Source organism: Streptomyces sp. NPDC048211, from assembly GCF_043202315.1.
Classification (GTDB): domain Bacteria; phylum Actinomycetota; class Actinomycetes; order Streptomycetales; family Streptomycetaceae; genus Streptomyces.
Genome location: NZ_JBIDAD010000004.1, coordinates 244,641 through 257,336, shown reverse-complemented (window position 1 = coordinate 257,336; position 12,696 = coordinate 244,641). Strand labels below are relative to the sequence as shown.

Genomic DNA, 12,696 nt, shown 5'->3' with positions numbered 1-12,696 from the left:
GCCGTCCGCTCGTCAAGCGAGGGGGGGACGGTTGACACGACAAAAGGGATGGGGGGCTCCGATGCGGCTGAGGCCACGGAGCGCAGGGGCGGTGCGGGCGCGGCTACGGAGGGCCGCGGTCCGGTTGCGGCCGCGGCTGCCGAGGACCCTGCGGGGGCGGCGCCTGGCCGTGCAGGGGGTGATGGTCGCCTGCGTGCTGGCGCTGGCCCCGGCCACCTGGATGCACACGGTCGCCGACGCCCGGGTCAGGACGGCGGCGGACGTGCCCGCTCAGCAGGTCGCGGTGGTGTTCGGGGCGGGGCTGTGGGACGGGAAGCCGTCCCCGTATCTCGCGAACCGGCTGCGGACCGCGGCCGGCCTGTACCGGGACAAGAAGGTGAAGGTCGTGCTGGTGACCGGTGACAACAGCCGGGTGGAGTACGACGAGCCGGACGCGATGCGCACCTTCCTGGTCGCGCACGGGGTGCCGGACAGCAGGATCGTCAGCGACTTCGCCGGCTTCGACACCTGGGACTCGTGCGTGCGGGCCAGGAAGATCTTCGGGGTCGAGCGGGCCGTCCTGGTGAGCCAGGGCTTCCACATCCGGCGGGCGATCGCGCTGTGCCGGGCTGCGGGGATCGACGCGTACGGCGTCGGGGTCGACGCCGTACACGATGTGACCTGGTACTACGGCGGCACGCGGGAGGTGTTCGCGGCGGGCAAGGCGGCCCTGGACGCCCTGTTCGAGCCGGATCCGCACTTCCTGGGGCCCAAGGAGCCGGGCGTGGCCGAGGCCCTCGCGGCGGACGGGCGGTGACCGCGCCCCGCGCCGGGGGCGGCGTCCAGGGCCGCGCGGGCCGGCGCGCACCTCACCGCCGGGTGCCGGGCGGGCTGAGGTGCGCGTACCGGCGGTGTAACCGGGAGCGGGCGCCCGTGTAACACCCGGCTCGCAGGCTGGGGGCATGACCAGCATCCCGTCTGCCGCGACCGCGACCCACTGCCCGTACTGCGCGCTGCAGTGCGGCATGAACCTGCGTCCGGTCGCCGGGGCCGCGGTCGTCGAGGTGGAGGAGCGCACCGCCTTCCCGGTGAACCGGGGCGCCCTGTGCGGCAAGGGCCGTTCCGCGCCCGCCGTGCTCTCCTCCGCGGTGCGGCTGACCGGTCCGCTGGTCCGCGATCCGGCGAGCGGGGAGCTGGAGCCGGCCGGCTGGGACGAGGCGCTGGCCCGGATCGCCGACGGACTGCGGGGGACGCGCGCGGAGCACGGGGCCGACGCGGTGGGGGTGTTCGGTGGCGGCGGGCTGACCAACGAGAAGGCGTACGCGCTCGGGAAGTTCGCCCGGGTGGTGCTCGGCACCTCGCAGATCGACTACAACGGGCGGTTCTGCATGTCGTCGGCGGCCGCCGCGCACCAGCGGGCCTTCGGCCTGGACCGCGGGCTGCCGTTCCCGCTGGAGGACATCCCGCGTACCGGGTGCGTGATCCTCGTGGGGTCGAATCTCGCGGAGACGATGCCGCCCGCGCTGCGCTATCTGACCGAGCTGCGGGAGAACGGCGGCCGGCTCATCGTCATCGATCCGCGCCGCACCAGGACCGCCGAGCAGGCCGACCTCCATCTGGCCCCCCGGCCCGGCACCGACCTGGCGCTCGCGCTCGGCATGCTGCACCTGGTGGTGTCGCAGGGGCGGGTGGACGAGGACTTCGTACGGGAGCGCACCAGCGGCTGGGACGAGGCGCGGGCCGGGGTGATGGCCCACTGGCCGGAGCTGGTGGAGCGGCTGACCGGCGTTCCGGTTCCCCAACTGCGGGCGGCCGTCGAAATGTTCTGCGACGCGGAGAGCGGCATGGTGCTGACCGCGCGCGGCCCCGAGCAGCAGGCGAAGGGCACGGACACCGTCGGCGCCTGGATCAACTTCGCCCTGGCCACCGGGCGCGCGGGCCGGCCGCTGTCCGGCTACGGCTGTCTGACGGGGCAGGGAAACGGCCAGGGAGGCCGTGAACACGGCCAGAAGGCCGACCAGTTGCCCGGCTACCGCAAGCTCACCGACCCGGCGGCGCGCCGTCATGTCGCGGAGGTGTGGGGGGTCGATCCCGACTCGCTCCCGGGTCCGGGGCGCAGTGCGTACGAGCTGCTGGACGCGCTGGGCACCGAGGTGCGGGCGCTGCTGGTGATGGGTTCGAATCCGGTGGTGTCCGCGCCGCACGCCGGGCATGTGGAGGAGCGGCTGCGGTCGCTGGACTTCCTCGCGGTCGCCGATGTGGTGCTGTCGGAGACGGCCGCGCTGGCCGATGTGGTGCTGCCGGTGACGCAGTGGGCCGAGGAGACGGGGACGACCACGAACCTGGAGGGCCGGGTGCTGCTGCGCCGGCGTGCGGTCACCGCGCCCGAGGGCGTCCGCGGTGATCTGGACGTGCTGCACGGGCTGGCCGCTCTCCTCGGGCACGGGAAGGGGTTCCCGGCCGATCCGGCGGAGGTGTTCGACGAGCTGCGCCGGGCTTCGGCGGGCGGACCGGCGGACTACGCGGGCATCACGTACGAGCGGATCGCGGCCGAGGACGGGGTGTTCTGGCCCTGCCCGGACACGGAGCACGCCGGTACGCCGCGGCTGTTCCTGGACCGGTTCGCGACGGACGACGGGCGGGCCCGGTTCGTGCCCGTCACGCACCGGCCCTCCGCCGAGGAGACGGACGCGGAGTATCCGGTGGTGCTGACCACGGGCCGGGTCGTCGCCCAGTACCAGTCGGGGGCGCAGACCCGCCGGGTGGCGGAGCTGAACGCCGCCGCACCGGGGCCCTTCGTCGAGCTGCATCCGCGGCTCGCGGAGCGGATCGGGGTGGCCGAGGGCGATCCGGTGGCGGTCACCTCACGGCGCGGGAAGGCGGTGGCGCCCGCGCGGATCACCGTGACGATCCGGCAGGACACCGTGTTCATGCCGTTCCACTGGGCGGGAGAGGGCCGGGCCAACACGCTGACCAACCCGGCTCTGGACCCGGTGTCGAGGATGCCGGAGTTCAAGGTGTGCGCGGTGCGGGTGGAGGCGCAGGGTGCCCCTCAGAGCGAGGTCACCGGGGCCGTCTCCGCCGACACCCAGCCGAGGTAGCGGGCGCTGCCCCGGAGTACCGGCAGGGCGATGATCTCCGGGGTGTCGTAGTCGTGCGTCTCCTGGAGGTACGCCTCCAGTTCGTCGTACCGTTCGGCCGTCGTCTTGAAGAAGAGCTGCCACTCCTCGGTGGTCTCGATGGCGTTCTGCCACCGGTACACCGAGGTGACGGGCGCGGAGATCTGTACGCAGGCGGCGAGCCGCGCCTCCACCGCGCCCTGCGCCAGGAGCTGGGCCTTCTCCTCGCTGTCCGTCGTGGTCAGTACGGTCAGCCATGCGGGCGGTGTCACCTTCGGTCTCCTCGGATCGGCAGCGGGTCCTCCTCCCGATTGTCGGTCAGGCGGCGGCGCCCCGCTGTCAGGCTCCGTACGGATGCGCAGCCCTGGCATCCCGCAGGGCCCTTCCCCACCAGACCAGTTGGTCCAGGAGCGTCTTCGCCGCCGCGTCGGGGCCGACCGGGTCGCGGTGCCTGCCCCCGTCGTCGAAGAGTGCGCCGGCGTTGTGGAACGAGACGGTGTCGCGGATGGAGACGGCGTGCAGCTCGGCGAAGACCTGCCGCAGGTGCTCGACCGCGCGCAGCCCGCCGGAGACGCCGCCGTAGGAGACGAAGGCGACGGGCTTGGCCTGCCATTCGGTGAAGTGCCAGTCGATGAGGTTCTTGAGCGGCGCCGGGTAGGAGTGGTTGTACTCGGGGGTGATGACGACGAACGCGTCGGCGGCCGCCAGCCGGCCCGACACCTCGGCCAGCAGGGCCCGGTCCTCGGGTCCGGGACGGCGGGAGAGCGCGGTCGGGAGGTCGAGTCCGGCGACGTCGAGCACATCGGTCTCGATGCCCGGGTGGCCGTCGGTCCGGGAGCGGAACCAGTCGGCGACGACGGGCGCGAACCGGCCCTCGCGGTTGCTGGCGACGATGACCGCGACCTTCAGAGGCGCGGTGGCGGGCAGAGTGGTGGCCGTGGTTCCGGCTGTGGTGAGGTCCATGGCAGGAGGCTCGTACATCAACCGCGCTTGAGGTCAAGCGGCCCTCTCCGGTCTTCCGTCGCGCGGTGCGGCATACGGTGGACGGCATGACGACTCCAGCGGCCGCACCGCTCCCCTACGCCGAGTTCGACGGGCATCCGGCCACCGAGGACGATCTGCGGGCGGCCGCCCTCTTCACCTACGGCCATTTCACCGCGATGCAGGTCAGGAACGGCCGGGTGCGGGGCCTCGTTCCGCACCTGGAGCGGCTCGGCTCCGCGAACCGGGAGCTCTTCGGACTCCCGCTGGACGGCGGCCGGGTGCGTGAGCTCGTACGGCACGCGCTGAAGGGTGCGGGGACGTCGGACGCCTCGGTGCGGGTGCACGGACTGCGGTCGCCGGGCGCCGCCGCGACGACCGTCATGGTCACGGTGCGCGGGCCGGCCCGGATGAGCCCCGAGCCGGTCGGCCTGATGTCCGTCCCGTACGCACGCACCGCGCCGCACCTCAAGCGCCCCGGCGACTTCGGCCAGACGTACTACGGGGATCTCGCCCGCCGGGCCGGTTTCGACGACGCGCTGCTGACCCTGCCGGACGGCGAGGTGACCGAGGGCGCGATCACCAACATCGGTTTCTGGGACGGCACTTCGGTCGTCTGGCCGCAGGCGCCCGCGCTGCTGGGGATCACCATGGCGCTGCTGGAGCAGGAGTTGCCCGGTGCGGGCGTGCCGTCGCGGCGCGGGCCGGTGCGCCTGGGCGGCCTGGGGGCCTACCGGTCGGCGTTCGTCACCAACTCGCAGGGCATGGCCCCGGTCGCCCGGATCGACGACACGGCGTTCACGGTCGACGAGGAGCTGATGAAGCGGCTGGCGGCGGCGTACGGGTCCGCCCCCTGGGACACCCTCTGACGCACCGTCCCGGCGGGCCACCGCGAGGATGGACCATGAACCCGTGAAGAACCCGACCGAAGGGCCCCCGCCGCGCATGCAGATCCACATCGAGGGCTCACACCTGCCCGGCCGCGACTGCGGGCCCGGCGGCGACTTCGCAGGTCGCGAGAACATCCACGTGGGCGTGCAGCGCAAGGACCGGCCCGGCGAGCTCCTCGGGCTGCACCCGGGCGACGCCCCCGCCGCCCGCTGGACCCTGGACTGCACCGTCACCGACGGCCCGGACGGTGTCGAGGTGAGCGGGCCGTATGTGCAGAACCGGCTCGGCGGCCGGTTCGTCTATCTGTCGTGGGGATCGGTCGACGGGGACGGGCTGTTCTCGATGTTCCGGCGGGCCAAGCTGATGTTCGCCGACATCGACGCGGACGTTCTCGAAGGGGCCGCGCGCTCCGGGCACCTCACCGCACGGCTGCCGCTCTCCGACGGCGTGGGACAGCCGTTGTGCGGCCGGGTCCGGCCGCCCGTCATCACCTGGTCTGCCGCCGCGCCCGCCTGAGCGGACACCTCCCGGCACAGACGAACCGCCCTCACCGGGCCCAGGGGGGGTGGGCCCGGTGAGGGCGGCGGCCGGGGGCGGCTGTACTCGCCGTCCCGTGGGGGGTGAGCTTCGTGTGCCCGGAGCGACCCGGGTCATGCATGTGACGTGCGCCACTTTCTCCGCGGCGGGCATCACCCGATCGGCACCGGCCACCGGAGGTGGGGGTTCCCGCTCCCCCATCACCGCTGTGACCTGCGCACATGAGCTCTGACAAGGAGGCGGCGCCGGTCCGATCAGGTGAAAGCTGACCCGGTGTCAGCAGGCATGGGTGGCGGACCCGCCGTTAGCTCGGGACCAGGACACACCAGCCCGGCGCCATCCCCGCTCGGAGGAACCCCCCATGCGCAGTCCTGCTCGCCTCGTGACCGGCACCGCTGCCGCGGCCCTCGCCGCTGCCGCGCTCGGCCTCAGTGCCGCCGCCCCGTCCGCGTACGGGGACGAAGCGGCGCCATTGGACATCTCCCCCGCGAGCGCCGCCCCGGGCACCACCGTCACCGTGAACACCACCGCCTGCGGCGGCGACTCGGCCGCCACGGGGGACGCGAGCTCCCTGGACGCCTCCCGGTTCGCGCTGGCTCCGGCCACGCTCAAGGAGGTGCTGGCCGGTTCGTTCAAGGTGCCGGGGAACGTCGAACCGGGGCCGTACAGCATCGACGTGGCCTGCGAGAACGGCAAGCAGGCCACCGGTGAGATCGAGGTGAGGGCCGCGGGCACAGCGGTCGGGGACATCACGGACAGTGCCCCCGGGTCCTCGGACGAGGACTCCCCCGCCGATGCCGGTCTGCCCTCGGACCTCTACGACTCCGAGGAGTACGACTCCACCGGGCTCGACGAGGCCGAGGCCTCCGGTGCGGCCCTCGTGCCGGACGCCCTCGCGCTCCCCGGGCGCTCCACGCCCACCGCGCGCCCGATCCCCTCGGGGCACGAGAGCTCCGCCGGGCACGACAGCTCGTCCGGCGGTTACGAGACCCCCTCCGGCCACCGCACCCCGGCCGCACCCACCGCCCCCACGGGGCATGTGAAGACCGGTGTCGGCGGCAGCGTCGGACCGGACACCACCCAGATCGCGGCGGGAGCCGGCGTTCTCGCCGCGACCGCCGTCGGCGGAGCCTGGCTCCTGCGTCGCCGGGCGAGCGGCACGCAGGACGGCAGCTGACGGAGACTTCCACCTCTCCGTACCGCCCGGTTTCCGTCCCGGTGGCCCAGCGCCACCGGGACGGGGCCATTCCCGTTTCGGGGCCGGCCCGTCCGGCCCCCGTCACCGGAGGACGACCGTGTCCCAGAAGGCCAAGGGCTGGCTGCTCGTCGTCGCGGCGCTGGCCGGCCTCTGGCTGATCCGCAACGGCGCCGACACCCGGCTGACCCCGCCGGCCCCCGCCTCCGCCGACGCCTTCGCCGCCGGTCCCGGACTGCTGCCGGGATCACCGGTCGCCGATCCGCTCCGGCCCTCCGCGCCCGTCCGCATCAGGATCCCCAGCATCCGGGTGGACGCCCCGATGATGCGGCTCGGGCTCGGACCGGACGGCAGCCTCGACGTACCACCGGCCGGGAACACCGACATCGTCGGCTGGTACAAGGACGGCACCCCGCCCGGCGCCAAGGGCACCGCGATCGTCGCCGGCCATGTGGACAACGCCCAGGGCCCGTCCGTCTTCTACGACCTGGGGTCCATGAAGAAGGGCAGCACGGTCGAGGTCCTCCGGCAGGACGGCCGCACCGCCGTCTTCTCGCTCGACGCGATCGAGGTCTACGACAGCGACGACTTCCCCGACCGACGCGTGTACGGGGCCTCGGAGCACGCCTCGCTGCGCCTGATCACGTGCGGCGGCGGGTTCTCCGACGCGACGGGGTACGAGGGCAACGTGGTGGCGTACGCCCACCTCACCGGTGTGCGCTGAGGAGCCCGGCGCCGTTCAGGCCTGCCACTGGTCGAACGCGAGCTTCGCCACCAGCGAGAAGACGACCACCAGCAGCACCCCGCGGACGAACTCGCTGCCCTTGCGCAGCGCCATCCGCGCCCCGAGCAGGCCGCCCGCCAGGTTGAACACCGCCATCAGCGCGGCCAGCTGCCACATCACGTTGCCCTGGTAGGCGAACATCGCCAGGGCCCCGCCGTTGGTGCAGACGTTGACGATCTTGGCGGTGGCGGAGGCCGTCACCAGGTCGAGGTGGAGCACCGCGGTGAGCGCCAGCACGAGGAAGGTGCCGGTGCCCGGTCCGAAGAGCCCGTCGTACAGACCGATGCCGCCGCCCACCAGGACGATCGCGGTGACGGTGCGGGCGCGGGTGACCCGGGGCGCCGCGCCCTCCTCGGCGGACCGGCCGAACTGCGGCCGCAGCATCACGAAGGCCGCGACCGCCAGCAGCACCACCATGATCACCGGGCGCAGCACCTCGCTGCTGATCCCGGCGGCGAAGAACGCGCCGGTCATCGATCCGACCAGCGCCGCCAGGCCGATCCGCAGCGCCGTGCCGACCTTCACCGGCGCCTTGCGCGCATAGGTGACGGCGGCGCCCGACGTGCCGACGATGGCGACGGCCTTGTTGGTGCCGAGGATCTGGGCGGCCGGGACGTGCGGCAGGCCGAGCAGCAGCGCGGGCAGCAGCAGGAGCCCGCCGCCCCCGACCACGGCGTCGATCCAGCCGGCCGCGGCTGCGGCGAGGCACAGTACGACGAGGGTGGTCAGGGTGATGTCAGGCATGATCGCGACCTTAGGGAAACGATACGTGTCACGTCCAACCATCTCGGGATTCTTGAGCCAATTCTGAGCTCGGCGCCGCGACCGGCCCTCACAGGCGCCTTCCGGTGACGCTGAGCGCAAGGTTCCTCCCGGGAAACAGAGGGGATCCGGACGGGTAACACCCCCCGGTCACGCTTCCTGTCATGAGGACACAGACGGAGAACACGGCGCGGGTGGTGGTGATCGGCGCCGGCATGGCGGGCGCACGCCTCGCCGCCAAGGTGCCCGATGTCACCGTCATCGGCGAGGAGTCGCACGCCCCCTACAACCGCGTACTGCTGGCCGAGGTGCTGGCCGGGCGCTATCCGGCGGACGTCATCGCCCTCCCCCCGGCCGAGGTCAGGCGCGGGGTGCGGGTGGTGCGGATCGACCGGGACGACCGGCTGGTGCACTGCGACGACGGAAGCGTCGTGCACTACGGCCGGCTGGTGCTGGCGACCGGATCGAACCCGGTGCTCCCGCCGCTGCGCGGGCTCGGGAACACGATGCCGGACGGGGTCCACGCCTTCCGCACCCTGGACGACTGCCTGGCGCTGCGCGCCTCGGTGCGGCCGGGGGTGAACGCGGTCGTCATCGGCGGCGGCCTCCTGGGTGTGTCGGCGGCCCGTGCGCTGGCCGAGTGCGGCGCCCAGGTGGTGCTGGCCCAGCAGGGCGAGCACCTCATGGAGCGGCAGCTGGACGCGGAGTCGGCCGGGCTGCTGCGCCGCCATCTGGAGTCCCTCGGCGTCGAGGTGCACACCGAGTGCCGGGTCCGCGGGCTGCGCTGCGCCGACGGTGCGGTGCGGGCCGTGGAGCTCGCCGACGGCTACGAGCTGGCGTCCGAGATCACCGTGCTGGCCTGCGGGGTGCGTCCCCGGACGGGCCTCGCGCAGGCGGCCGGCCTGGAGGTCCGCAAGGGCGTCGTCGTCGACGACGAGCTGCGCACCTCCGATCCGTACATCCACGCCGTGGGCGACTGCGCCGAGCACCGCTCCACCGTGTACGGGCTCGCCGGCCCGGCGCTGGAGCAGGCCGATGTCCTCGCCGAGGTGCTGGCCGGGCGGCCCGCCCGGTACGACGGCACCCGGGCCCTGACCCGGCTGACGTTGAACGGCCCGGCCGAGCCCGGTACGGGGTCGCTCGATCTCGCGGCGTTCGGCGACTCCCGGCCGCTGCCCGGCGACGACGTGATCCGGCTGGCCGATGCCACCCGGGGCGCCTACCGCACGGTCGTCGTCCGCGGCGACCGGCTGGCGGGCGGTGTGCTGCTCGGCGATCTCGCCGCGGTCGGCACCCTGGCCCGCACCTGGCAGGACGACGAAGCACTCCCCGCCGAAACGTCCCTGCTCCACCTGCTCACCAACGACGGAGGCTTCTGAGATGCCGGTGTCCACTTTCCCGACCGCCCACACCTCCACCGCAGCAGCCACGGCGACCATCGTGGTCGTCGGGCACGGAATGGTCGGCCAGCGTTTCCTGGAGGCCCTCGCCGACCGCGGGCTGACGGCCGCCGCCGGCACCGCCCGGGTCGTCGTCCTGTGCGAGGAGCCGCGCGCCGCCTACGACCGGGTGCAGCTGACCTCGTACTTCTCGGGGAAGACGCCCGAGGACCTGTCGCTGGTCGAGCAGGGCTTCATGGAGCAGCACGGCTTCGAACTGCGGATCGGTGACCCCGCCGAGTCCCTGGACCGCGAGGCCCGCACGGTCACCGCGCGTTCCGGCGAGACCTTCCGCTACGACACGCTGGTGCTGGCCACCGGCTCCTACCCGTTCGTCCCGCCGGTCCCCGGCAAGGACACCGAGGGCTGTTTCGTCTACCGCACGATCGAGGACCTGCTCGCGATCGAGGAGTACGCGAAGACGGCGACGACCGGCGCGGTCGTCGGCGGCGGTCTGCTCGGCCTGGAGGCGGCGGGCGCGCTGAAGGGGCTCGGCCTCGACACGCACGTGGTGGAGTTCGCGCCCCGGCTGATGCCCGTCCAGGTCGACGAGGGCGGCGGCGCCGCGCTGCTGCGCACCATCGAGAACATGGGCCTGACCGTCCACACGGGCGTCGGCACCCAGGAGGTCACCGCGGGCGAGGACGGCTCGGTGAACGGCATGTCGCTCTCCGACGGCTCGTCCCTCGCCACGGACCTGGTGGTCTTCTCGGCCGGTGTCAGGCCCCGCGACCAGCTGGCCCGGGACTGCGGCCTGGCGGTCGGGCAGCGCGGCGGCATCATCGTCGACGACGCGTGCCGCACCTCCGACCCGGCGGTCTTCGCGATCGGCGAGTGCGCGCTCGCCTCCGACGGCCGGGTGTACGGCCTGGTGGCACCCGGATACGAGATGGCGCAGACGGCCGCCGCGGTGATCGCCGGCGACGAGGGGGCGTTCACCGGCGCCGACCTGTCGACGAAGCTGAAGCTGCTCGGTGTGGACGTGGCGTCCTTCGGTGACGCCCACGGCACCTCCGAGGGCTGCCTGGACGTCGTGTACGCGGACTCCCGCTCCGGCGTCTACAAGAAGCTCGTGATCGGCCAGGACGGCACGCTGCTCGGCGGAGTACTCGTCGGGGACGCCGACCAGTACGGCACGCTGCGCCCGATGACGGGCACGGTCCTGCCGGTCGCCCCCGAGCAGCTGGTCCTGCCGGCCGGCGCGGGCGGCCCGGTCACCCTCGGCCCGTCCTCACTGCCCGACGAGGCGGTCATCTGCTCCTGCCACAACGTCACCAAGGGCGCGATCTGCGAGCACACCACGCTGCCCGAGGTGAAGAAGTGCACCAAGGCCGGTACCGGCTGCGGCAGTTGCGTCAAGGTCATCGGCCAGCTGCTTCCGCAGAGCCAGGACCAGGGCCTGTGCGGCTGCTTCTCGTACACCCGCAGCGAGCTGTACGAGATCGTCCGCACCCTGGGGATCACCTCGTACGCCGAGCTGCTCGACTCGCACGGCCGTGAGGCGGCGCGCGGGGGCGACGGCTGCGAGGTCTGCAAGCCGACGGTCGGTTCGGTCATCGCCTCGCTGGCCCCGACGGTCGGCGCGAGCGGCTATGTCCTGGACGGCGAGCAGGCGGCCCTTCAGGACACCAACGACCACTTCCTGGCCAACCTCCAGCGCAACGGCTCGTACTCGATCGTGCCGCGCATCCCCGGCGGCGAGATCACCCCGGAGAAGCTCATCGTGATCGGCGAGGTGGCCCGGGACTTCGGCCTCTACACCAAGATCACCGGCGGCCAGCGGATCGACCTGTTCGGCGCCCGCGTCGACCAGCTGCCGCTGATCTGGACCCGCCTCGTCGACGCGGGCTTCGAGTCGGGGCACGCGTACGGGAAGTCGCTGCGGACGGTCAAGTCCTGTGTGGGGCAGACCTGGTGCCGTTACGGCGTCCAGGACTCCGTGAAGATGGCGATCGACCTGGAGCTGCGCTACCGCGGCCTGCGCTCCCCGCACAAGCTGAAGTCCGCGGTCTCGGGCTGCGCCCGCGAATGCGCCGAGGCCCGCGGCAAGGACTTCGGGATCATCGCCACCGCCCAGGGCTGGAACCTCTACGTGGGCGGCAACGGCGGCGCCACCCCGCGCCACGCGGACCTGCTCGCCCAGGACCTGTCGGACGCCGAACTGGTCCGGCTCATCGACCGGTTCCTGATGTTCTACATCCGCACGGCGGACCGGCTGGAGCGGACCTCGACCTGGCTGGACCGCATCGACGGCGGCCTGGAGCACGTACGGGACGTCGTCGTCCACGACTCGCTGGGGCTCTGCGACGAGCTGGAGCGGCTGATGGCCGACCACGTCCGCGGCTACCGCGACGAGTGGGCCGAGACCATCAACGACCCGGAGCGGCTGCGCCGCTTCGTGACCTTCGTCAACGCACCCGACGCGCCCGACCCGTCGGTGAAGTTCGTCCCGGAACGCGACCAGGTCAAGCCCGACCTGGACATCCTCGCCGGCCCGGTTCTCGCCATCCGCACTCTTGAAGGGACCGCCTCCTGATGACGACCCAGACGATGGAGACCGCGCAGGACACCCGGGTCATCCGGCTCGCCGCCGGGGACGACTGGCTCACGGTCTGCGACCGCTCGCTGCTGACGCCGGGGCGCGGGGTCGCCGCGCTCCTCCCGGACGGCCGGCAGGTCGCGCTGTTCGTGGACCGGGCGGGCCGTACGTACGCGATCGACAACCGCGACCCGTTCACCGGGGCGTACGTCCTCTCGCGCGGGCTGGTCGGTTCGGACGGCGGGCAGCCGTTCGTCGCCTCCCCGCTCCTGAAGCAGCGCTTCGACCTGGCGACGGGTGCCTGCCTGGACGACGACGAGGTCTCGGTTCCGGTCTTCGAGGTCCGCGCGGACTGAAGGGCGCGGACCGGTCCGCGCCGACCGGTCGCGGCCCGTTCACCGGCCGTTGACGCTCCGTCAACTGCGTCCCTCTACTGTCCTGACGTTCGACCCGCCGGGCCGACCGGGCCG

General features: G+C 73.1%; 12 protein-coding genes. 9 read left to right on the top strand and 3 right to left on the bottom strand.

Annotated elements, in window-relative coordinates:
* Positions 1-61 precede the first annotated feature (61 nt).
* The gene (locus ACGFZA_RS17450) at positions 62-796 is read left to right on the top strand and encodes a vancomycin high temperature exclusion protein (protein WP_393679980.1); all 735 of its coding nucleotides are present in this window, start codon (positions 62-64) and stop codon (positions 794-796) included.
* A gap of 145 nt (positions 797-941) precedes the next feature.
* A complete protein-coding gene (locus ACGFZA_RS17445; protein ID WP_393679978.1) occupies positions 942-3,080 on the top strand; it encodes a molybdopterin oxidoreductase family protein in 2,139 nt (712 codons plus the stop codon).
* Here the strand turns inward: ACGFZA_RS17445 and cutA are convergent.
* Positions 3,032-3,370 (bottom strand): divalent-cation tolerance protein CutA, encoded by a 339-nt coding sequence (cutA, locus tag ACGFZA_RS17440; protein ID WP_385270411.1) that lies wholly within the window; start codon positions 3,368-3,370, stop codon positions 3,032-3,034. The two genes, ACGFZA_RS17445 and cutA, sit on opposite strands and share 49 nt — an antisense overlap.
* Positions 3,371-3,437: 67 nt before the next feature.
* Positions 3,438-4,061, bottom strand: a complete 624-nt coding sequence (locus ACGFZA_RS17435; RefSeq protein WP_393679975.1) for an NADPH-dependent FMN reductase — start codon at positions 4,059-4,061, stop codon at positions 3,438-3,440.
* Between the two features lie 86 nt (positions 4,062-4,147).
* On the opposite strand from ACGFZA_RS17435, the gene ACGFZA_RS17430 reads away from it, so the two are divergent.
* From ACGFZA_RS17430 to ACGFZA_RS17415, 4 genes are all read left to right on the top strand, one after another.
* On the top strand, positions 4,148-4,948 hold the full coding sequence (locus ACGFZA_RS17430; protein ID WP_393679973.1) for an aminotransferase class IV family protein: 801 nt from the start codon (positions 4,148-4,150) through the stop codon (positions 4,946-4,948).
* Between the two features lie 76 nt (positions 4,949-5,024).
* Complete coding sequence (locus ACGFZA_RS17425) at positions 5,025-5,486, top strand: DUF5990 family protein (RefSeq protein ID WP_385271870.1); 462 nt, start codon at positions 5,025-5,027, stop codon at positions 5,484-5,486.
* A 403-nt stretch (positions 5,487-5,889) separates the two neighbouring features.
* Positions 5,890-6,684 (top strand): hypothetical protein, encoded by a 795-nt coding sequence (locus ACGFZA_RS17420; RefSeq protein ID WP_393680501.1) that lies wholly within the window; start codon positions 5,890-5,892, stop codon positions 6,682-6,684.
* Between the two features lie 118 nt (positions 6,685-6,802).
* Entirely contained in the window at positions 6,803-7,426 is a 624-nt protein-coding gene (locus ACGFZA_RS17415; protein WP_393679971.1) for a class F sortase, read from the top strand.
* 15 nt (positions 7,427-7,441) lie between these two features.
* Here the strand turns inward: ACGFZA_RS17415 and ACGFZA_RS17410 are convergent, their stop codons facing one another.
* A complete protein-coding gene (locus ACGFZA_RS17410; RefSeq protein WP_393679969.1) occupies positions 7,442-8,230 on the bottom strand; it encodes a sulfite exporter TauE/SafE family protein in 789 nt (262 codons plus the stop codon).
* Positions 8,231-8,412: 182 nt separating this feature from the next.
* On the opposite strand from ACGFZA_RS17410, the gene ACGFZA_RS17405 reads away from it, so the two are divergent.
* The 3 genes from ACGFZA_RS17405 to nirD are packed head-to-tail and all read left to right on the top strand — an operon-like array spanning position 8,413 to position 12,582.
* The gene (locus ACGFZA_RS17405; RefSeq protein WP_385270428.1) at positions 8,413-9,627 is read left to right on the top strand and encodes an NAD(P)/FAD-dependent oxidoreductase; all 1,215 of its coding nucleotides are present in this window, start codon (positions 8,413-8,415) and stop codon (positions 9,625-9,627) included.
* Position 9,628: 1 nt separating this feature from the next.
* Entirely contained in the window at positions 9,629-12,223 is a 2,595-nt protein-coding gene (gene nirB, locus ACGFZA_RS17400; protein ID WP_393679966.1) for a nitrite reductase large subunit NirB, read from the top strand.
* Positions 12,223-12,582, top strand: coding sequence for a nitrite reductase small subunit NirD (nirD, locus tag ACGFZA_RS17395; protein ID WP_385270433.1), 360 nt, complete (start codon positions 12,223-12,225; stop codon positions 12,580-12,582). Before nirB ends, nirD begins: the two co-directional genes overlap by 1 nt.
* The last annotated feature ends 114 nt before the right edge of the window (positions 12,583-12,696 follow it).